Source organism: Erwinia sorbitola (assembly GCF_009738185.1).
Taxonomy (GTDB): Bacteria; Pseudomonadota; Gammaproteobacteria; order Enterobacterales; family Enterobacteriaceae; genus Erwinia; species Erwinia sorbitola.
Genome location: NZ_CP046509.1, coordinates 2527283 through 2547104, shown reverse-complemented (window position 1 = coordinate 2547104; position 19822 = coordinate 2527283). Strand labels below are relative to the sequence as shown.

General features: G+C 53.1%; 20 protein-coding genes. 10 read left to right on the top strand and 10 right to left on the bottom strand.

The window, feature by feature from the left end:
- The first annotated feature begins 192 nt into the window (after positions 1 to 192).
- On the top strand, positions 193 to 831 hold the full coding sequence (locus GN242_RS11390) for a bifunctional 4-hydroxy-2-oxoglutarate aldolase/2-dehydro-3-deoxy-phosphogluconate aldolase (protein ID WP_154750983.1): 639 nt from the start codon (positions 193 to 195) through the stop codon (positions 829 to 831).
- Between the two features lie 40 nt (positions 832 to 871).
- On the opposite strand, the gene purT is transcribed toward GN242_RS11390, so the two are convergent.
- On the bottom strand, positions 872 to 2050 hold the full coding sequence (gene purT / locus GN242_RS11385) for a formate-dependent phosphoribosylglycinamide formyltransferase (RefSeq protein WP_154750984.1): 1179 nt from the start codon (positions 2048 to 2050) through the stop codon (positions 872 to 874).
- Between the two features lie 138 nt (positions 2051 to 2188).
- On the opposite strand from purT, the gene GN242_RS11380 reads away from it, so the two are divergent.
- The gene (locus GN242_RS11380; protein ID WP_154750985.1) at positions 2189 to 2485 is read left to right on the top strand and encodes a YebG family protein; all 297 of its coding nucleotides are present in this window, start codon (positions 2189 to 2191) and stop codon (positions 2483 to 2485) included.
- 12 nt (positions 2486 to 2497) lie between these two features.
- Here the strand turns inward: GN242_RS11380 and GN242_RS11375 are convergent, their stop codons facing one another.
- Complete coding sequence (locus GN242_RS11375) at positions 2498 to 3310, bottom strand: sugar phosphate isomerase/epimerase family protein (RefSeq protein ID WP_156287502.1); 813 nt, start codon at positions 3308 to 3310, stop codon at positions 2498 to 2500.
- A 199-nt stretch (positions 3311 to 3509) separates the two neighbouring features.
- On the opposite strand from GN242_RS11375, the gene GN242_RS11370 reads away from it, so the two are divergent.
- Together GN242_RS11370 and GN242_RS11365 are read left to right on the top strand one after the other, a co-directional pair.
- Positions 3510 to 4163, top strand: a complete 654-nt coding sequence (locus tag GN242_RS11370) for a tellurite resistance TerB family protein (protein ID WP_154750987.1) — start codon at positions 3510 to 3512, stop codon at positions 4161 to 4163.
- 146 nt (positions 4164 to 4309) lie between these two features.
- On the top strand, positions 4310 to 6370 hold the full coding sequence (locus tag GN242_RS11365; RefSeq protein ID WP_156287501.1) for a prolyl oligopeptidase family serine peptidase: 2061 nt from the start codon (positions 4310 to 4312) through the stop codon (positions 6368 to 6370).
- Here the strand turns inward: GN242_RS11365 and exoX are convergent.
- The 3 genes from exoX to GN242_RS11350 form a co-directional block, all read right to left on the bottom strand.
- Positions 6367 to 7032 carry an exodeoxyribonuclease X gene (gene exoX, locus GN242_RS11360; protein WP_154750989.1) on the bottom strand — a complete coding sequence of 222 codons (666 nt, stop codon included), beginning with the start codon at positions 7030 to 7032 and terminating at the stop codon, positions 6367 to 6369. The two genes, GN242_RS11365 and exoX, sit on opposite strands and share 4 nt — an antisense overlap.
- Positions 7033 to 7044: 12 nt before the next feature.
- Entirely contained in the window at positions 7045 to 7803 is a 759-nt protein-coding gene (locus tag GN242_RS11355; RefSeq protein ID WP_154750990.1) for a carbon-nitrogen hydrolase family protein, read from the bottom strand.
- Positions 7804 to 7872: 69 nt separating this feature from the next.
- Positions 7873 to 8103, bottom strand: coding sequence for a DNA polymerase III subunit theta (locus GN242_RS11350; protein WP_154750991.1), 231 nt, complete (start codon positions 8101 to 8103; stop codon positions 7873 to 7875).
- Positions 8104 to 8270: 167 nt separating this feature from the next.
- On the opposite strand from GN242_RS11350, the gene copC reads away from it, so the two are divergent.
- From copC to GN242_RS11330, 4 genes are all read left to right on the top strand, one after another.
- Positions 8271 to 8633, top strand: a complete 363-nt coding sequence (copC, locus tag GN242_RS11345) for a copper homeostasis periplasmic binding protein CopC (RefSeq protein WP_154750992.1) — start codon at positions 8271 to 8273, stop codon at positions 8631 to 8633.
- A gap of 1 nt (position 8634) precedes the next feature.
- Positions 8635 to 9513 (top strand): copper homeostasis membrane protein CopD, encoded by an 879-nt coding sequence (copD, locus tag GN242_RS11340; RefSeq protein WP_156287500.1) that lies wholly within the window; start codon positions 8635 to 8637, stop codon positions 9511 to 9513.
- A 65-nt stretch (positions 9514 to 9578) separates the two neighbouring features.
- The gene (locus GN242_RS11335) at positions 9579 to 9914 is read left to right on the top strand and encodes a YebY family protein (RefSeq protein ID WP_154750994.1); all 336 of its coding nucleotides are present in this window, start codon (positions 9579 to 9581) and stop codon (positions 9912 to 9914) included.
- A 421-nt stretch (positions 9915 to 10335) separates the two neighbouring features.
- On the top strand, positions 10336 to 10581 hold the full coding sequence (locus tag GN242_RS11330; RefSeq protein ID WP_154750995.1) for a hypothetical protein: 246 nt from the start codon (positions 10336 to 10338) through the stop codon (positions 10579 to 10581).
- A 66-nt stretch (positions 10582 to 10647) separates the two neighbouring features.
- On the opposite strand, the gene GN242_RS11325 is transcribed toward GN242_RS11330, so the two are convergent.
- Together GN242_RS11325 and GN242_RS11320 are read right to left on the bottom strand one after the other, a co-directional pair.
- Positions 10648 to 11811 carry an AI-2E family transporter gene (locus GN242_RS11325; protein ID WP_154750996.1) on the bottom strand — a complete coding sequence of 388 codons (1164 nt, stop codon included), beginning with the start codon at positions 11809 to 11811 and terminating at the stop codon, positions 10648 to 10650.
- A 108-nt stretch (positions 11812 to 11919) separates the two neighbouring features.
- On the bottom strand, positions 11920 to 12714 hold the full coding sequence (locus GN242_RS11320) for a spermidine synthase (protein WP_154750997.1): 795 nt from the start codon (positions 12712 to 12714) through the stop codon (positions 11920 to 11922).
- Between the two features lie 281 nt (positions 12715 to 12995).
- Here GN242_RS11320 and yjbD point away from each other — a divergent pair, with 281 nt between their 5' ends.
- Complete coding sequence (gene yjbD, locus GN242_RS11315) at positions 12996 to 13289, top strand: DUF3811 domain-containing protein (RefSeq protein WP_154750998.1); 294 nt, start codon at positions 12996 to 12998, stop codon at positions 13287 to 13289.
- A gap of 289 nt (positions 13290 to 13578) precedes the next feature.
- Here the strand turns inward: yjbD and rsmF are convergent, their stop codons facing one another.
- The 3 genes from rsmF to yebS all read right to left on the bottom strand — a co-directional run bounded on the left by rsmF (position 13579) and on the right by yebS (position 19022).
- On the bottom strand, positions 13579 to 15015 hold the full coding sequence (rsmF, locus tag GN242_RS11310; protein ID WP_156287499.1) for a 16S rRNA (cytosine(1407)-C(5))-methyltransferase RsmF: 1437 nt from the start codon (positions 15013 to 15015) through the stop codon (positions 13579 to 13581).
- A 160-nt stretch (positions 15016 to 15175) separates the two neighbouring features.
- A complete protein-coding gene (locus GN242_RS11305) occupies positions 15176 to 17809 on the bottom strand; it encodes a PqiB family protein (protein ID WP_154750999.1) in 2634 nt (877 codons plus the stop codon).
- Positions 17778 to 19022, bottom strand: a complete 1245-nt coding sequence (gene yebS, locus GN242_RS11300; RefSeq protein WP_154751000.1) for a membrane integrity lipid transport subunit YebS — start codon at positions 19020 to 19022, stop codon at positions 17778 to 17780. The genes GN242_RS11305 and yebS overlap by 32 nt, the downstream gene beginning before the upstream one ends.
- 225 nt (positions 19023 to 19247) lie before the next feature.
- Here yebS and msrC point away from each other — a divergent pair, with 225 nt between their 5' ends.
- Positions 19248 to 19748 carry a free L-methionine (R)-S-oxide reductase MsrC gene (gene msrC / locus GN242_RS11295; protein ID WP_154751001.1) on the top strand — a complete coding sequence of 167 codons (501 nt, stop codon included), beginning with the start codon at positions 19248 to 19250 and terminating at the stop codon, positions 19746 to 19748.
- The last annotated feature ends 74 nt before the right edge of the window (positions 19749 to 19822 follow it).

Below are 19822 nucleotides of genomic sequence, written 5' to 3'. Positions count from 1 at the left end.
GCTTTTTCACCCCCAAAATATGGCTTCATAAAAAATGAACCTGCATTTTAAAAAACATCATGATCGCATAGACGCTCGCAGCAATTCTCCTGTATGGTAGAACGCGCAATCACTTCCTGACGCCGTGGGCGTCACTATTGCCTGCTACGCTCCACCAGGACGGAAGGCAGGCCAGACAGGAGAACGTCGTTGATGAGTAACTGGAAAACAAGCGCTGAACAGATTCTGAAAACCGGCCCGGTTGTGCCGGTTATCGTGGTGAATAAGCTGGAGCATGCCGTACCCATGGCCAAAGCGCTGGTAGCAGGCGGTGTGCGCGTGCTGGAAGTGACCCTACGCACGCCATGTGCGCTGGATGCATTAAAAGCAATGGTAAGAGAAGTTCCTGAAGCGATTGTCGGTGCCGGCACCGTACTGAATCCGCAGCAGTTAAAAGAAGTCACCGATGCCGGTGCGCAGTTTATTATCAGCCCAGGCCTGACTGAACCTCTGCTGAGAGCGGCGGTGGATGGTTCTGTACCGCTGATCCCCGGTATCAGCACCGTGTCAGAATTGATGACCGGTCTTGATTACGGCTTGCGTGAGTTTAAATTTTTCCCGGCTGAAGCTAATGGCGGTGTCAAAGCCTTACAGGCGATTGGCGGGCCATTCCCACAGGTGCGTTTCTGCCCGACCGGCGGTATTTCACCTGCCAACTATCGTGACTACCTGGCGCTGAAAAGCGTGCTGTGTATTGGCGGCTCGTGGCTGGTACCCGCTGATGCGCTGGAAGCGGGGGACTATGACCGTATTACCCGCCTGGCGCAGGAAGCGGTGGCCGGGGCGCGCTAAATGACAAGGGGCGGCAGACACCGCCCCGGATCGACCGTGTTCAGCCGCTGACTTTAACGCTGGCTGCGGCGCTGATAGCTCGCTCTACCGCCTCGTCAACGCTGTTGCCCGTAGCCAGTGCCACGCCAAGGCGGCGCTTACCCTGGATCTCAGGCTTACCGAACAGACGTAGTTGCAGTCCTGCACCAACGGCCGCTGAAAGGTTAGCAAACTGCACGTTGCTGCTCTCCAGCTCCGGCAGGATCACCGCTGATGCCGCCGGGCCATACTGGCGGATGCCGCCAACAGGCATGCCGAGAAAAGCGCGCACATGCAGCGCAAATTCAGAAAGATCCTGTGAGATCAGCGTTACCATGCCGGTGTCGTGAGGGCGTGGCGACACTTCACTAAATACCACCTCATCGCCGCAGACAAACAGCTCAACGCCAAACAGCCCGCGACCGCCGAGGGCGCTCACCACCTTCTCAGCTATCTCCTGTGCACGCTGTAAGGCAAGCTCGCTCATCTGCTGCGGCTGCCATGACTCCCGGTAGTCGCCATCTTCCTGACGGTGCCCGATAGGCGCACAGAAATGAATACCATCTACAGCGCTGATGGTCAGCAGAGTGATTTCGAAATCAAATTTTACCACCCCTTCGACGATCACCCGACCGGCACCGGCACGGCCACCCTGTTGTGCATATTCCCAGGCGGCATCCAGCTGTGAAGCTTCGCGAATAAAACTCTGTCCTTTGCCGGATGAGCTCATTACCGGCTTAATGATGCACGGGAATCCAATTTCATCAGCGGCGGCAAGGAAAGCGTCGCGGCTGTCGGCAAAGCGGTAGCTGGAAGTCGGCAGCGCCAGATCTTCAGCGGCCAGACGGCGGATGCCTTCACGGTTCATAGTCAGTTTGGCGGCGCGCGCGGTCGGCACCACGTGCTGGCCCTGCTTTTCCAGTTCAATCAGCATATCGGTGGCGATAGCTTCAATTTCTGGTACCACAAAGTCAGGTTTTTCCTGAGCAACCAGAGCGGCAAGGGCTGCACCATCCAGCATATTGATCACATGGCTGCGGTGGGCAACGTGCATTGCCGGGGCATCGGCATAGCGATCCACGGCGATCACTTCCACACCCAGACGCTGGCATTCCAGTGCTACTTCTTTGCCCAGTTCACCCGATCCTAATAACATGACACGTGTAGCATTAGGTCGCAGCGCAGTTCCAAGAGTTGTCATAATCTCTACCTGAATGGATTGAAAAAACGCGCGCAGTATAAACGAAAACGTTTGCGTGATCATCCCGCACTTTACACTTGAGTCAAAAAACCGACGCTGATACACTGTATAAAAATACAGGTAAACAGGACAAAAACCATGGCTGTTGAAATCAAATACGTTGTCGTCAGAAAAGGTGAGGAAAAGATGACATTTGCCAGTAAAAAAGAAGCGGATGCTTACGACAAAATGCTCGACCTGGCAGAAGTTTTTGCTGACTGGCTGATTGCCAGCCCGCTTGAAATTGAAGAACAGCAGGGTGAAGCTCTGGGTATGTTTATGGCAGAAAATAAAGACGCTCTGCAACAGATCCTGCGCAGCGGCAAGCTGCCGGAAAATCACAGTGCCGCTGATGACAGCGAAGAGTCTGCCGAGGCCAGGTTGCGCGCAGTATAATCTGTACCAGTCTTACAGTAGCCCGCGTAGTGACGCCATCGCTGCTTTTGCCGTAATAAGGGGATTAGCAGCATGGCGCTGGTCGTTAAACACTTCCAGCCCCAGCGGGCCACGATAATCTATCTGCTGTAAATGCTGCAATAAATCCTTCAGGGGATATTTACCCTCGCCGGGCAAGAGCCGGTGATGACGGGCGGTATCGATAAGATGCCTGGCATCGGGCTGATAATCTAAATCTGACAGCTGCACCAAAAAAATCTTCTCTGCCGGAATACCGGCGAGGTCAGCCAGCGTTCTCTGGCGCACAAAAATATGGAAAGCATCCACCACCAGCCCAAGATTAGGGGCATCAATTTTCTGTATGCGCTGCCATGCCTGTGCTGTGTTATTAATATGTGTGCTCCAGGCCATTGCTTCATAGGCCACACGCAGACCACGATCTGCCGCCTCATTCACCAGCCACCCCAAATCCTCATCAATGCGGTTAACGCAGCACTGTGGATGGGTAGAGGCGGGTACCAGCAGCGTCGATGCCCCCAGACGTTGCGCCGTTGTCATCATCTGCAATGCCTCCCGGCGTTTATCTGCGCGCAGATCCGCTGGTGCACCGTCAAAATCCAGCAGCACCTGGTAATCCGTCAGCCCCAGAGAAAGCTGCTGACAGAGATCTGCCAGCGCTGCGTCATCACCCGTCGCTTCAGCCACATCCTGCTGCCACAGCTCAACCTGATTAAAACCTGCCGCTGCGGCCGCATGTAATTTCTCCTCGCTGCTGCCGCCAAGCAGGATGGTATTAATAAATAACGGGTTGTCTATAAATGCCATCGGTGTGTTACCTCCTCTGTGGTTTGCCCTTTGAGGGTAGAGACAAGTTGCGTATCTCACAAATAAACACGTACTGAACGGATGATATCTGTTTGCTGGTTATGATGGATTGTGCGAAATTTTACAGCCTTTTCACCCTTTGACGTTTCCTGACGCGGGCTGCTTTATTGTGGAGTTTTCCGCTAATGAAGGATTCACAATGAGCAACTGGCTGCAACAGATTCAGACGGTTTTAGGCAAAGCAGGTAAATCTTCAGCGGGTGGCGAAGGATTAAGCAAAATGCTTGCCCCCGGCGCACTTGGCGGCTTGGCAGGGTTGCTGATTGCCAGCAAATCTTCGCGTAATCTGCTGATGAAGTACGGTAAAAATGCCGTGATCATCGGCGGCGGTGCCGCAGCGGGTGCGCTGCTGTGGAATAAATATAAACAGCGGGTGAGCGAAACTCATCAGGATCAGCCAGAGTTCGGTCAGCAGAGCTCCCCGGTGGATCGCCGTGCTGAACGGCTGATTGAGGCGCTGGTCTTTGCCGCCAAGAGTGATGGCCATATCGACAGCGAAGAACGTAAGGCCATTGATGAACATATTCGCCAGTCCGGTTTAGGGGCGCAGGGGGAGCAGCTGGTGCAGCGCGCCATCGATTCACCGCTCGACCCTCAGAAGCTGGCGATTGATGTAAAAAATGAGGAGGAGGCGCTGGAAGTCTACTTCCTTAGCAACCTTGTCATTGATGTCGATCACTTTATGGAGCGCAGCTATTTGCAGGCGTTGGGCGATGCATTGAAGATCCCTCTGGACGTGCGCCAATCCATTGAAACTGATATTCGTGCGGAGAAGCAGAAGATTACTGCCTGATTCCGGTCAGGCGATATACCTCATGCCGGGTATATCGCCTGTGTAAAAACTTCCGGTTAAAAATTACTGTCGGTTAACGATAACGGCTTGTTAATCAGTCGGGTTGCTGCCAACCTTACAGCAGGCACAGCAACTGCGAAGAGACTATGACACCTCCAAAAGCCAAGAAAATTCCCCACCAGATGACGCTGCACGGCGAGACCCGCATTGATAACTATTACTGGCTGCGCGACGACGAACGCCAGGCACCAGAAGTGCTGGAATATCTGCGGGCTGAAAATGATTACTGTCAGCAGCAGCTTCTGCCGCAGCAGGCGTTACAGGCAGAACTGTTGCAGGAGATTATCGAGCGCATTCCGGCACGTGACCATTCAGTACCGTATGTCAAAAAAGGTTATCGCTATCAGAGCCGCTATGAAGAGGGTAATGAATACACCATTTATGCCCGTCAGCCAGCCGATACGGAAACCCCGGAGGCGTGGAATACGCTGCTGGACGGCAACCTGCGTGCGGCTGACCATGAGTTTTATACCCTGGGTGGTGTGGCGATCAGCCCTGATAACCAGATTATGGCCGTGGCTGAGGATTTCCTCTCGCGCCGCGTTTACGGCATTCGCTTCTGTAATCTGACCAGCGGGGAGTGGTATCCGGAAGTGCTGGAGGGTGTCTCTTCGGCAATGACGTGGGCCGGTGATTCGCAAACTCTTTACTATGTGCTGAAGGACAAAAAAACGTTGCTGCCTTATCAGGTCTGGCGGCATACGCTCGGCACATCCCAGCAGCAGGATCGGCTGGTCTATGAAGAGCTGGATGACACCTTTTATGTCAGCGTTTACAAAACCACCTCGGAAGAGTTTATCGCCATTGCACTGGGCAGCAGCACCACCAGCGAGATCCTGTTGCTGGATGCTGTTCAGCCTGAGGCGCAGCCGCAGCTCTTCTCTGCACGCCGTAAAGATCATGAATATAGCGTCGATCACTACCAGGGCCACTTCTATGTGCGTTCAAACCGTGAAGGTAAAAATTTCGGACTCTATCGCAGCGACAGCGCCGACGAGTCGCAGTGGCAGCCGCTGATTGCTCCACGCGATAACATCGTGCTGGAAGGTTACACACTGTTCCGGGACTGGCTGGTGGTTGAGGAGCGCCAGCAGGGGCTGACCAGTCTGCGTCAGATCAACTGGCAGAGCGGAGAGAGCACCAGCATCGCCTTTGATGATCCGGCATATGTAACCTGGATCGGCCATAACCCGACGCCTGAAAGTAGTAAAGTGCGTTACGGCTACTCGTCGATGACCACGCCGGATACGCTGTTTGAGCTGGATCTGGATACCGGTGAGCGGCAGGTACTGAAGCAGACTGAAGTGAAAGGCTTTGATGCAGCTTGTTATCGCAGTGAACGCCACTGGATCACCATGCGTGACGGTGTGGACGTGCCGGTGTCACTGGTTTATCGCATAGACAGCTATCAGCCGGGAACCAACCCGCTGCTGGTTTACGGCTACGGCTCCTATGGCAGCAGCATGGATGCGGATTTCAGCGCCAGCCGTCTCAGCCTGTTGGATCGCGGTTTTGTTTTTGCCCTGACCCACATTCGCGGTGGCGGTGAGATGGGCCAGCAGTGGTACGACGATGGCCGTCTGCTGAATAAAATGAACACCTTCAACGATTTTATTGATACCACCAATGCGCTGGTGGCAAGAAAGTACGGTAATGCGGAAAAAGTCTACGCGATGGGGGGGAGCGCAGGCGGCCTGTTGATGGGAGCGGTGATCAACATGGTGCCGGAGCGTTTTCATGGTGTGGTAGCACAGGTGCCGTTTGTTGATGTGGTAACAACGATGCTGGATGAAACTATTCCACTCACCACCGGAGAGTATGATGAGTGGGGGAACCCCGCTGATGAGCAGTATTATCACTATATCAGGCAGTACAGCCCGTATGACAACGTCACGGCACAGGACTATCCGCATCTGTTGATCACCACCGGTCTGCACGATTCCCAGGTACAGTATTGGGAGCCGGCAAAATGGGTGGCGAAACTGCGCGAACTGAAGACCGACGATCATCTGCTGTTACTGCACACAGATATGGATTCCGGTCACGGCGGCAAATCAGGGCGCTTCAAAGCTTACGAAGGGGTAGCGCTGGAGTATGCGTTTTTGATAGCCCTTGCCAGCGGCCTGTTACCGCAGAAGTCAGTTTAATCCGACGCACTCAGCGCCCGCTGCATTGCACTGCGTAAGTCGGGCTTCAGATCCGTGATATTTTTCAACATCCACTTTAAATATCCCGGATCTTTCTTCGCCACATCATCCACTTTCTGCCCGCGATATTTGCCGAACGGGAAGGTGTTATACGATCCCTTCACCTCAATGCGGCGAATCATCTCCGGCGCATCCCAGCCGCTAAATGACATAATCCGTATCAGCAGCGCCGCCGTAACGTAGCAGTCATACAGCGCGCGGTGAGCATGGAGTTCCGCAGGAGGAGTGACTTCCAGCTGTAATGATTCGCGCAGCGCCTGATTACTGTATTTCAACCCCGGCCACAGACGGCGGGAGAGGGCCATAGTACAGATCCATTCGCCGGGCATCTCCGGCAGTACACGACGGTCAAAACTGGCATTGTGCGCCACATAGTAAGGACTGCCGTGATAGCGGGTAATTGCCTGCTCGATGGTCGGTTTTCCCTGCACCATCGCTTCAGTAATTTTATGGATCGCCATGGCCTGATGGCTGATAGGGCGGTCGGGGGAGATCAGATCGCTCATCGGATTGACGATCTTTCCGTCGATCACATCCACCGATGCCACTTCGACAATACCACCCTGCAGGCCACAGGTTTCCGTGTCTATAACGCGTAACATACCTTCTCCCGTTTAAATAACCGAGGGGCAGGGTAACGAAAGCATCTCCCCTTGCCAATGATTACCGTCTCGTCGTGCGATAATCAGCTGTTCGCCTTCGCCCCCGCGAATCACCTGGCGACCATTTGGATCCCAGAAGGCACTTTTTCCCGCACATAGATAGCCGCCAGTAGGCCAGGCGTGGTTTGCCATCATCACTGCCATTTGATAGTCGCGCGACCAGCGGGCGAGATAGCTACAGTCTGCTTCGTAACCCTGTTCTGAGACCAGCACGCTGGTGGCATACAGGTCTGCACCGCGCTGGGCGGCATCACGCGCATAGGCTTCAACGCTGATATCGGCACAGATGGCTAACGCTACCTGATGATGCTGATAGCCGAACATCGGCAGCGTACTGCCAGCCGTGAAAATATCTTTCTCCGGACCGTAGAGATTACGTTTGCTGTAGGCAATACGGGTACCGTCCGGCAGAAACGTTAATGCGGAGAGCCGGACATTATCCTCCGCCTTCAACGGCAGACCGACGCTGATGCCCATCTGGTGCTGCTGTGCCGCAATAGCAAAAGTTTGCAGACGCAGATCGTCGAGCGAGAGCGCCAGTTCAGCCATTAGCGGAAGTTCATAGCCCGTCAGGGAAAGTTCAGGAAACATCAGCAGGTCGACGTCACGCGCCGCAGCCTGATGAATAAATTCAATATGATGCTGGATATTCCAGTCGATATCACCCGGACGAGAACCTGACTGTGCTGCCGCGATAGTCCAGCTGGACATAAGAAATCCCACCATTAGAAGTAAGGGAAGGCCCTTATCTCAACCGAAGCGGGAAAAAAACACAAGCCCCTATTTTTGCTTAGGTTCATACGGCAGGCGAGAGAGCGACATTGAGGCCTGACGATAGTGTGTCAGACGCTGCCGGAACCACTCTTGCAGGGCTTCCGGCTGTTCACGAGCCACCATTTCGGCGATAACCGGCATATTATAGCGTTCTTTGAATGCCACTCCGGCTGCAGCCAGATCTACATTAACTTTGTCTTTTTCTTCCTGCGGCAATATAGCCAGGTTGTAGCTCATGGTATTTCCCCCCGTAGTATGTGGCAGAAAATAATGCAGAAGGCACTGATTAGCAAGTTTGGGGGCCAATTGATAGTTGTTATCACCTCGACACCCGTTTTTAAGCAGAGTATTCTTTCGGCCTCAGGCAGCAAGGCGCTGCGTCTCGTTAAGGATAATAGCGATTTATGCGACATTTCTTCAAGGTTTCCGGCTTCTTACTGGCAGCGCTGTTTACTCAACAGGTTTCCGCACATGCTCACCTGAAAAGTCAGTACACGGCGGTAAATCCAGCCGGCAGTGAATGGCCCGAGTCCCTGACTGTCACCTTCAGTGAAGATATTGAGCCTGCTTTCAGCGGCGTGGATGTCAGCCGGACAGATAAACAACCGGTAGAGCAGATCAAAGCCGCACGCGATCCTCAACAGCACAACACCCTGCGTGTGCAGTTTAAGCAGCCGCTGACCAGCGGAGAGTATAAGGTGACATGGCATGTACTCTCAGTAGACGGTCATAAAACCAAAGGGAATTACACCTTTAGCGTGAAGTAATATGTCGCTGACTGGTTTCTATATTTTGTGCCGCTGGCTGCATTTCTGCGCCCTGATGTCGCTGGTCGGGGCGGGTGTCTACCCGGTGCTGCTAGCCCCGAAGGGCTATCGTGACAGCCTGACCCGCCGCCTGATGCCATTAATGAAGGTCAGCGTCTGGCTGACGCTGTTCAGTGCGGTAATGCTGCTGGCAGCACAGACCGGGCAGATGGGTGACGGCTGGCGGGATACGCTGCAAAGCGAGGTCTGGCTGGCGGTGTTACAGACTCAGTTCGGATACGCCTGGCAGTGGCAGCTGGCGCTGGCAGTATCAGGTTGTCTGGCACTGTTGTTGCGCGGCCACCAGCGCCAGCAAACCCTGTTGCTGTGCGGTGTGATGCAGCTTGCTGGCCTGGCTTTTACCGGGCATGCGGCGATGCTGGATGGCTGGGGCGGAGTGTTTCAGCGCACAAACCAGATGGTGCATCTGCTGAGTGCGGCTTTCTGGGCAGGGGGCCTGCTGCCGATGATCTTTTTGATGTTGGCTGGCCGTAACCCGGCATGCCGTTATGATGCTATCAGCACCATGATGCGATTTTCGCGTTATGGCCATCTGGCAGTGATTCTGGTACTGGTGAGCGGCGCAGTGAATGCACTACTGCTGCTGGGCTGGCCGCCCGTCACTTTTCGTCTGTACAGCCAGCTGCTGGTGCTAAAAACCCTGTTGGTTGGCATCATGATGGGCATCGCGCTGTTCAACCGCTACTGGCTGGTACCGCGCTTTCAGCGCAGCGGAGCACTGGCGCAGCAGCAGTTTATTAACAGTACGCTGGTTGAAATCGGGCTGGCGGCGCTGGTTCTGCTGGTGGTTGCTGTGTTTGCCATACTCGAACCTTCGTGAGCGGGCGTCTGGTTTTAGCTTATCCCAATTTAGTTTGTGTTTTATCGTTTGAGGTACAGAGCAAGATGAAAAAGATGGCACTATTATGTATCGCACTCGGCGTCAGCAGCAGTGCAATGGCCGGTATCGAAACCGTCAGTCGTTTTGATATGGGCAAGGAAAACTGGCCTTTCACACGCGAAGAGATGATGTTGAGCTGTGAAAAGGGTAACGTCCTGTTTGCCATCAACGACGGAACACTGGTGCAGTATCCGCTCAATGCTGAAGCGGAAGCTAAAGTGAAGGCCGGGCAGATGAAAGGCGTTCCTGTCGAGAAAATGCTGGCTGATGATCCTGCTCATCCGGGCCAGAAAAAGAGCCTTGCACCGATTATTGCCCGCGCAGAAAAGCTCTGTAATTAATGCTGTAACCCTGGCGTGCCCGCAAGCCGGTACGCCAGTCCGCCTCGCTCCCATTATTTCCTGAAAACTCCGTACTGTCCGTTTCTGCCGCCGCGATCACAATGCTAACAATCAGTTACTATCTGGCCATCCGCTGGCTGGAAAACCCCTTTAACTGGTCTATCTTTTAAAGTGCAAGGCGTAACGCCTGCAATAATGCCAACTTTTAGCGCACGGCTCTGAATAAGAGCCATTTCCCTGGACCAAAGACAGGAATCGTCTTTGGTCTTTTTTTGGCAAAAATTGTGAACTCCGTACAGTAGGTGCTTCCCTGTCCCTTATTGCATTTACCCCTGACATAACGCAGTATCATCAACGGCTTGCCGTCTGCGGTGTATTACGCCAGTGTCGATCAATAATCAGATTATAAAAGGGCGTTGTGATGGGAACGATGTTAGGTCTGCTGGGACTGGTTATAGGGGCATGGGCCGTACGCAGTATCTGTATTAAGCCGATGGGTGGTGCTAAGAAAGTGATTCTTTCGCTGGTCGCCGGGCTCTATTTTCTCTCAGCAGGCGGAATAGGGGGCACGGAAGAGGATAAGATCCCTTACGTTATCGTCGCGATGGTGATGGGTGCTGCGGTGGTGTGGTACGGGAACCACAGGTATGCAGCACGACAGCAGTAGCCGCCGCGATGCGCATCTTAAGCATGACAGAATAAAAAACGGGGCCTGTATCAGCCCCGTTATGATTTATGCCTGCTGCTCTTTTTCCTGCTTCTCTTTTTCTTCCTGCTGCTCTTTTTCCTGATTCTCCTGATGAATCTGACCTTCTTCTATAAAGTCAGCATCAATCTGCTCGGTATTACCTTTATGGTCTTTACCGGAGAGCAGGTTCCAGCAGGAAATAAACAGTGCGGCAATTAGCGGCCCAATGACGAAGCCATTCAGACCATAAATTTCCATTCCGCCCAAAGTTGAAATCAAAATCAGATAGTCCGGCATCTTGGTATCTTTCCCGACCAGCAGCGGACGCAGGATATTATCGATCAGACCGATAACCACCACAAAGAAGAAGGTCAGCGCCAGCCCTTTTACCATCGCACCAGTAAAGAAGAAATAGAGCACCACCGGTAGCCAGATAATTGCTGAACCAACCGCCGGGATCAGCGACAGGAAGGCCATCAGTGACCCCCACAAAATGCTGCCCTGAATATCAGCAAACCAGAATGCAATGCCACCCAACGCACCCTGAACAGCCGCCACCACCACGGTGCCTTTTACCGTGGCGCGGGAAACGGCGGCAAACTTAACAAACAGGTGCTGTTTCACAAACTGCGAAAGAGGAATGGCATCCAGCGTCAGCCCCACCAGGTACGCGCCGTCTTTCAACAGGAAGAACAGCAGATAGAGCATGACGCCAAACCCGATGGTAAAACTGAAGGTACTTTTACCAATCATCATCAGGCTACCGGCAAAGAACTGGCCGCCTTTCATTGCCACGCCGGAAAGTTTCTCCTGAATCGCGCTGGCATCATTCATATTATTTTCAACCAGGAAGTGACGCAGCCATTCCGGCAGATGATTCACCACGCTCGCTGCGACAGAGGTAAGCTCGGTCTGGTTACCCTGTAACCGATGGTAGAGTTCATTAAACTCTACCGCCAGTGATGAAGCGACAACAGCCAGTGGGATAAACACAATCAGACAGATGACCAGCAGTGTCAGCAGTGACGCCAGACCGTTTCTGTCACCCAGATAGTTTCTGATTTTAGTTTTCAGCGGATGGAAAATAATCGCCAGAATGGCGGCCCAAAGAATAGCGGAAAAATAAGGTCCCAGGATGTGGAGAAAAGCCAGCGTGGTAATCGCCAGTATAAATATAAAGAATCCCTTACTGATGCCCTGAATGATCATTTTATCTTCTCTGTTATTAACTAAATCTCTTTACGCGCTAAAAGTAGACCACGCGCGGTCTGCCAGCAATACGGGAGGGCATTTAAACCTGATAAAGGTAAAGATTATTTAGCGTTGGCTGCCTGGCCAGTAAGCCAGTTTTTGTGCCAGCGGCGCAAAATCAGTGTCAAAATCGCTGCCGCACTCTTTCATCCGCTGTTGCAACTCAGGAAGAGTAGCAGCAATCCGGGAAGGGCTGGCGTAAACCACAACGTTTCCGCTAGGCGCGATGCAGTAGAGAACAGTAGCGAAGAGTTCCAGCAGGGTTTGGGAGAATTGTGAGATGTTCTCTGGCTGTTCTGAATGGTTAAGCACCAGCCAGCCGTCATCGCGCAGTTTTGCGGCGCAGTGGCGCAGGAATACAGCTGATGATTGCAGCGGCGCGATGGCGTTGGCGGAGTAGAGGTCGGACAAAATCAGGTGGTAGCGGCTGCCGTCATCATTGGCCACGGCCTGCGCGGCGTCACCGACCTGATAGTGAATCGAGTTACTCATAGGCAGGTGGAAATAGACCTGAGCAACACAGAGAACCGCCGCACGCAGTTCCACGACGTTAATGGCGATCTCTGTGTTACGGGCGTGCAGTGCCCGTACCAGACAGCCGCCGCCCAGGCCAAGCACCATGACCTGACTGGCTGGTGTCAGCGCAACGGACATCAGCATCGCGCTGATATAATTATGTACCGGCAGCCAGGGCGCGCTGATCTGCATTTTGCTTTGCTCGAAAACACGGTCAAAGCTCATGATGCGGAAATGTTTGTTATCGATCACTGTCACTTCACCGTAAGCATCATTGACGCTGGTGATGATATCCCCTCGAATACGGAACAGGGGGGCAAAGGTGTAAAGATCGCTGATGGACATGATTATGGCTCCTTGACTCTCAGCGCGCGCTGAGTCCTTGATTATCATTCAGGTACCATGTTTGCATGTTCGTACCTGGAAGAGCAATAAACATAAGCTGGGTGACTGATTTTAATCATGATTTTATCCGGCAGAGACGCATTGAACGCGATCTGCCATTTAATAACAAAACTTACTTTCTACCATAGTGACTTGTGCTGAACCGCTCAGAGCTTTACGATGATAGATGGCCCGATGCCGCGGATACCCGTAGCGTTGAAGACTGGCCAGGAGCCTGTTGCATGAAAAGCGAGAAAGAAATTTCCATCGACCAGTTTACGGACGATGAAAAAGTATTGGTGGAGCAGCGGGTTAAAACGTTGACCGATAAACTGAGTCACGTAGCCAGTAAGAAAGAAGAGAAAGAGATTCTCAAAGAAGCCAAGCGGCTGGTGATGAAAGAGCGCGTAGTGCGTGAAACCAGCAAAGTAGTAATGGCAAAGAAACCGCGTAAACCCTCTGCGGCTAAAGAGAGTGAAGTGAAAGATTTTAGCTGGAGTGCCTCACTGCGTAAAAACCCGCGGGCATTAAAATAATTCAGTTACCGGGGCTGTTATGGCCCTCGTACGTTTTGCCCGACAGTTCTCCTATCCCACGATAAACAGATGAACCAGCCGCGCCAGGACTTCAATAATTAACAGGCTGCCTGCGGTAATCAGTACCAGTGTCAGATAAAACTGCGCTCGGTTACTCATGGCTTTCATATCCGTGAAGGTCAGAAGTCATCACTTTAACCCAAATTCTATAAACCACGCCTCAATATAGGGTGGAATAAAATGAGTGCCCAGTCACAGTAATGGGCGGCTCCGCGAAGCCGCCCGTGATTTACATACTGAACAACTTACCGTCGCGTACCAGCTCTCGCGGATAGTTATTTTTTATGCGACTGCCGACTTTTTTAGCGATGCCGACAGGCTGCTGCTGATAGCAGATAATCAGCTCATCGGCGGGCAGTTCACGCTCAGGATAGATATCCCGCCCGCGATACCACTCTTCCGCTTCGCTGCTGCTTAGTTCAACGGCATGGGATGAGGCCGGATCGGCCAAAGCAATAGCGGCTTCGTGCTGCCAGCGATAGCCCTTAGGGAAGGTCTCAGCCAGCTTCAGGCCTATACGTGAGAAGCGTACGCGCCCAAGCAGTGCCTCAATAGCACGTGGAAATAACCACAGCTCTTTATCACGCTGCCACAGCGCCAGTTCATCTCCCCAGTGCAGTCCTGAACGCGTCGCTGCCGCGATCACTTCCTCTTGCTGCTTGCGATTCAGCGGGCTGAACGGAGGTTTCCCCACTTTGTAGCCGGGCTGAGGCAGTGGGGGAACACTGGCTGTTTTACGCAGACGGGCAACAAAGAAGCCCTCACTATCGAAAATCTGCGGAAACACATGAAGAAAACCTTCCGGGGTGGCGGCTTGCTGTGCCCCTGGAAACAGCTGGTCAAGCGGTTCGATTTCAACGGCATCCGGATACTGTTCCAGCAGCCAGGTGATAACCTGCTGATTTTCAGTGTGGTTCATTGTGCAGGTTGAGTAAACCAGCGTACCGCCCGGGCGCAGGGCATGGAACGCGCTGTTGATTAAATCCTGCTGCGTAGCGGCGATATCGGCGTTGCTGGCTTCTGACCAGTTGCGTAAGGCATCGGCATCTTTACGGATCACGCCTTCCCCTGAGCAGGGAGCATCAAGCAGAATGGCATCAAAACACTCTGGAAGTGCCGGGCCAAATACGCGCCCATCAAAATGGGTCATCGCGGTATTACTAACCCCGCAGCGGCTGAGATTAGCATGAAGGACTTTGACGCGGCTGGCCGAAAATTCATTGGCGAGAATGGCACCGCCGTTATTCATACGGGCAGCAATTTGCGTTGTTTTCGAACCTGGTGCTGCCGCCATATCCATTACGCGTTCGGGGGCTGCATCGCCGTGGAAAAGTGCGCTGACCGGCAGCATCGAACTCGCTTCCTGAATATAGAATAGCCCTGCGAGATGTTCGGCTGTGCTGCCCAGCGGTAGCGTATCGGCATCGTCCCGGCTAATCCAAAATCCTTCGGCACACCAGGGGATCGGCGTTAACGCCCACTGGTAAGGTGCTATCAAGGTGAGGAAGTCCGCGACACTGATTTTTAAGGTATTCACGCGCAGGCTGCGGCGTAAGGGTTTTTCACTGATCGCGAGGAAACGCTCGTATTCGGTGATATCTGGTAGTAACAGCTGCATTTGATCGAGAAAGGCTTGCGGAAAATACACGCGGGAAGAGTGAGACACAGGCTAAATCCAGGGGGGAAAATGAGCCTCAAGTTTAGCATGCTGATGGTGAGGGGAAAAAATAAGATCTTTAATGTTTTTAAATTTTTCCTGTTAGCGTCAGGGCGTAAAGCTGGTGCCTTATGTCGCAACATAAGGCACCGCTAGTGTTTTACGATATTTACTGTGGCAGGGCAGTGCCCCATTTACGCCAGTCTTTCGGCTCTTCATCCTCTAACAGGAAGTGTTTTCCAGAAGAAGCTTGCGGAGCCAGAGGAACCGTTGGCGGCGTGGCAAAGGCAATCCCACCCTGAATAAATTGCTGGAAGGTGCCAGTTTTTACGACGCCACCGATCAGACCAAATTTCAGGTTGTAGCCAGATGCCAGCCAGAACACCGAGTTATTGCGTACCAGATGCTGATATTTTTTACTGATACGCAGCGTTATCTGCACACGATCTGCCATAGCCCCAAGCGAGGTGCCGGTTACGGTGCCCACTTCTACACCGCGGAACAGCACCGGTGTACCGACAGACAGAGAGCCGCCTTCCGGTGCGTCTAACACCACGTTAAGGCCGTCCAGGTAGCGCGCGTCAGTGATGGTTGATTCCTGAAGCTCGAAGCTGCGCTGGCCGCGCCCTTTGCCGGGGTCGACGTTAATATAAGGCTGAAGCAGCGTTTCAAGATGATTAACCCCCGCAGCGGAAATCTGCGGCGAAACCACTGAGAAGCGTGTACCCAGGCGGGCGAAGTCCTGTACGTATTCCGGATAAAGTACCGCTTTGGCGATGACCTGTTTGTTGTCAGGCCCCAGCGCCAGCGACTCCAGCTGCCCGATAGTGATGCCCAGATAGCGAATCGGCATACCGGCAGACAGTTTGCTGGCATCATAGGTGCGCAGCGTAATCTGGCTGCCGACGGCGCGTGCAGTCGTTTCTGAATCATACAGTACGCGCTTATCCTGGCGGGTTAAGCCCACGCCAGCACCGCTCAGGTTATCAAAGCTGATTGCACCTTTCAGGGCCCGGTTAAGCGGCGATGCCTGTACGGTAAGACCGCTGCCGTTCAACTGCACCCGGGCACCGCCTTCGGCCCAGAACACGCTGCTTTGCGTCAGCAGACGGCGGTACTCAGGTTTGATGTGCACGTTAACGTCAAAAGCATCGGTACGTGGTGTTACGCTAACAATCTCACCCACCTGGAATTTACGGTAAAGCACCACCGAGCCCGCCTGAATATCGGGCAAACTGCTGGCAGTCAGGGTAAGGGTGGTTGGCAGAGTATCACCGATGATCCCCTCTTCGGCCTTTTCACTATTGGCATACAGCGGGTAGCTGTTTTTCACCACGCCTTTGCTGCCGGGGTCGAGACGGATCCCACCATCGACCCATTCACGTGCGCTTGCACCCAGCACTTCCATGCCGTCAATGCCCAGCTTTACATCAAGCCGACTGTTAATGATAAATTTACTATCGCCATGCACCAGCTGGCGATAATCAGCCGCGACCGCAACTTTAAAGGTCACGCCTTTCTCGTTGAGGGTACGTTTGATCACCTGCCCGATACGCATGCCATGCAGCATCAGCGGCTGCCCGGCATCAATGCCGTAACTTTCCGGCGCAGTAAGAGTGAGTTCCAGCGCATTGGGCTGCTGTAACAGCGATTCATTACTCGGCAGAACCACATAATGGCTTTCAGGCGCACCTTCACCCGGGATCAGTTCCAGCGTATTTCCCGTGAGCAGGCTGCTGAGGCTGGTATCGCTCAGGCTGATTTTCGGGCTGCGCATTTCAATGCGGGTTCCCGTGCGCATCAGGCCGGTAACGGAGGGATCCAGGGTCAGTTCACCGCTGACTTTTCCATTATCCAGCAGCGTCATTTTTGTCAACATACCGACCTCCAGCCCCTGATACATCAGCGGAGTGCTGCCTTGCTTCAGGTTTTTACCATCCGGCAGGTCGAGGGAGATCATCACGCCGCGCTGGCTTTGCGCCAGGTCAGGGTAGAGGGAGTAGCTGTCCTCGGATTTCGCCACCTCGGATGCTTCCGGTGAGTCGAAAGCGATAGCACCGTTAACCAGTGCAGCCAGGCTCTCCAGCTGGACTTTCGCCCCGCTAAGACCCACATCAGCTTTTACGCCGGAAACATTCCAGAAACGGCTATCTTTTTTTACAAGGTTGGTAAAGCGACGTTCAATCAGCACATCTATCGTCACGCCTTTATTGCCGGAGTTCAGGCTGTAGTCATAGACGCGTCCGACCGGGATTTTGCGGAAATAGACCAGCGAGCCGCTGTTCAGTGCGCCCAGATCCGGAGCATGAAGGTGGATCATTATCTCACCGGTGTTAAGGCGATATTTGGGCTGGGTATCCAGTGCGACAAAGTTTTCCCGTGGCTCCCCTTTGCCGGGCATCATGCCGATATAGTTACCCCCCACCAGCGCGTCCAGGCCTGAGACACCCGCCAGGGAGGCTTTTGGCGTGACCAGCCAGAACTGAGTCTCTTCCCTCAGTGCACCTTTCATATCACTTTTGATACTGGCTTTGATCTTAATGGTGCGCAGGTCGTCAGTCATACTGATTCCCTGTACCAGGCCGACTTCTACCCCCTGATAGCGCACCGGCGTACGGCCTGGCACAATACCATCAGCGGTGGCGAAATCGATGGTTACCGTTGTGCCGCGTTCCTGGTAATTTGTCCAGATCAGCCAGCCTGCAATCAGCAGGGCGATAAACGGCAGCAACCAAAACGGGGATATTTTGCGCCGGTTTTTTATGCGTGCGTTAGTCGGTGTAGTCGGCGTTTCCTGTTGCATGAGCATCCCAAAGTAAACGGCTATCCAGCCACTCAACGGCGAGGATAGTAAGTATGACCGCTGAACCGAAATAGAAGGCAGCGGGCCCCATAGTAAAAGCCAGCAGCTGGTCGCGATTGACCAGTGACATGGTTAACGAAATAACAAAGAGGTCAAGCATTGACCAGCGGCCAACCCACTTGACCACGCGCAACAGGCGAATACGGGTTTTCAGACCCTGTTCGCAGTTGAAATGAATACTGATTAACAGCGTCAGTAATACGATAACCTTAGTAAAAGGAACCAGAATACTGGCAATGAACACCACTGCGGCCACCGGAATATTACCGGAGGCAAGCGAAAGGATCCCTGAGAGAATCGTGTCTTCCTGACGAGCGCCATTGAGATAGATAATTGAAATTGGCAGCAGGTTGGCAGGGATCAGCAGTACGATCGACGCAATCAATGACGCCCAGGATTTTTGTAGACTGAAGTGGCGGCGAAAACGCAGAGGGGTATGGCAGCGCGGGCAGCGGCCGCGATCGTCAGCAACTCCGGTAAAGTGGCAGCTCAGGCAGACCTGAAGCTGTGCAACAGGAACATTGGGGTGCGGCTGCGGGTAGAAACGATGCCACAGCTGTTCAACGTTAAGATGAATCAGCGTTAACAGGCTCAGAATCGTCAATGAAATAAAGGCTATTAACCCGATGCCTGGCGTAATGCTCGCATAGTCCTGGACTTTAATTGACGCGATAGCCACGCCGACCAGATAAATATCCAGCATCACCCACTCTTTGAGGCGGTCAAGCATTAACAGCACCGGGCGCAGGTTCATACCCAGTTTTTCACCAAAATAGAGATAGGCAATAGAAGCTACCAGCGTAACCGGTGCGCCAATAGTGCAGAAGGCAACCATCGATGCAGTGATAACATCCCCCTGCTGCGCCATTTGCATAATGCCCCCAAGCAGGCTGGCATAAATATTAGTTCCCAGCAGACGCACAGACATTAGCGACTCATTAAATGCAAACGGCATCAGCACCATCATGGTTATGGCCATTGCCGAAAGTCGCGTCATCGACCAGTCGCGCCCGTTAAGGATAAGCGCATTGCAGCGAGGGCAGTGTGCAGACTGGCGGGATTTCACATCTGGTAAGGAAAAAAGGGTATCACATTGGGGGCATCGCTGATAACGTGCCTGTGGCAGAGCATGACTTATGGCGTGTATTTTCATATTCCCGATCGTGCTTTTGCCCACACAGCGCAGGTGGAGGGCAGGGTTAAGGCTGATTAACGCCATGAGAGCAAGACTCAGTATAGCCATGCTTCAGTATTCGGATACATCTAAGGTTATAGTAACTAATAGATTGAATCATCTTGCCCGCTGGTTTTTTAATGCTAATTTTATCGGGCGATGCAGGCTTTGCTGTGTCGTCATCGTTTCTACAATGGTTAAACAATGACAAAAGCAGAATTTTATACCGACCTCAATCGTGATATGCGTGCATTACTCAGCGGCGAAACCAGTTTTCTCGCGGCGATGGGCAATTGTAGCGCGCTTTTATACGAACGTCTTGATGGGGTTAACTGGGCAGGGTTTTATTTGTTAACGGAAGAAAAGACGCTGGTGCTTGGCCCGTTCCAGGGAAAAATCGCCTGCGTGCGTATTCCTGTTGGACGTGGTGTCTGCGGAACCGCCGTGGCGGAGAACACCGTACAGCGTGTAGATGACGTGCATGCTTTCCCCGGACATATTGCCTGCGATGCTGCCAGCAATGCAGAAATTGTGTTGCCGCTGGTGGTTAACGGCAGTGTAATCGGTGTCCTGGATATTGATAGTGTGGAATACAACCGCTTTGACAGTGAGGATGAAGCGGGGCTAAAAGCGTTGACGGACGGGCTTTGTGAGGTGCTTGCCGGATCGGATGTGGAAAAATTTATTCACATGAAACGCACCTAAAGCGCTGGATCACGTAGCATTTGCTGATGGTGTCATTATAATGACGCCTGTTCATGCCCGCGCTGATTGGCAAA

Coding starts and splice junctions, on each gene's coding strand:
- GN242_RS11330 (WP_154750995.1), top strand. CDS start 10,336: ATGGGAACGATGTTAGGTCTGCTGGGACTGGTTATAGGGGCATGGGCC.
- GN242_RS11335 (WP_154750994.1), top strand. CDS start 9,579: ATGAAAAAGATGGCACTATTATGTATCGCACTCGGCGTCAGCAGCAGT.
- GN242_RS11325 (WP_154750996.1), bottom strand. CDS start 11,811: ATGATCATTCAGGGCATCAGTAAGGGATTCTTTATATTTATACTGGCG.
- GN242_RS11365 (WP_156287501.1), top strand. CDS start 4,310: ATGACACCTCCAAAAGCCAAGAAAATTCCCCACCAGATGACGCTGCAC.
- GN242_RS11380 (WP_154750985.1), top strand. CDS start 2,189: ATGGCTGTTGAAATCAAATACGTTGTCGTCAGAAAAGGTGAGGAAAAG.
- GN242_RS11355 (WP_154750990.1), bottom strand. CDS start 7,803: ATGTCCAGCTGGACTATCGCGGCAGCACAGTCAGGTTCTCGTCCGGGT.
- GN242_RS11370 (WP_154750987.1), top strand. CDS start 3,510: ATGAGCAACTGGCTGCAACAGATTCAGACGGTTTTAGGCAAAGCAGGT.
- msrC (WP_154751001.1), top strand. CDS start 19,248: ATGACAAAAGCAGAATTTTATACCGACCTCAATCGTGATATGCGTGCA.
- yjbD (WP_154750998.1), top strand. CDS start 12,996: ATGAAAAGCGAGAAAGAAATTTCCATCGACCAGTTTACGGACGATGAA.
- GN242_RS11305 (WP_154750999.1), bottom strand. CDS start 17,809: ATGCAACAGGAAACGCCGACTACACCGACTAACGCACGCATAAAAAAC.
- exoX (WP_154750989.1), bottom strand. CDS start 7,032: ATGTTACGCGTTATAGACACGGAAACCTGTGGCCTGCAGGGTGGTATT.
- copC (WP_154750992.1), top strand. CDS start 8,271: ATGCGACATTTCTTCAAGGTTTCCGGCTTCTTACTGGCAGCGCTGTTT.
- GN242_RS11320 (WP_154750997.1), bottom strand. CDS start 12,714: ATGTCCATCAGCGATCTTTACACCTTTGCCCCCCTGTTCCGTATTCGA.
- purT (WP_154750984.1), bottom strand. CDS start 2,050: ATGACAACTCTTGGAACTGCGCTGCGACCTAATGCTACACGTGTCATG.
- copD (WP_156287500.1), top strand. CDS start 8,635: ATGTCGCTGACTGGTTTCTATATTTTGTGCCGCTGGCTGCATTTCTGC.
- GN242_RS11350 (WP_154750991.1), bottom strand. CDS start 8,103: ATGAGCTACAACCTGGCTATATTGCCGCAGGAAGAAAAAGACAAAGTT.
- GN242_RS11390 (WP_154750983.1), top strand. CDS start 193: ATGAGTAACTGGAAAACAAGCGCTGAACAGATTCTGAAAACCGGCCCG.
- GN242_RS11375 (WP_156287502.1), bottom strand. CDS start 3,310: ATGGCATTTATAGACAACCCGTTATTTATTAATACCATCCTGCTTGGC.
- yebS (WP_154751000.1), bottom strand. CDS start 19,022: ATGAAAATACACGCCATAAGTCATGCTCTGCCACAGGCACGTTATCAG.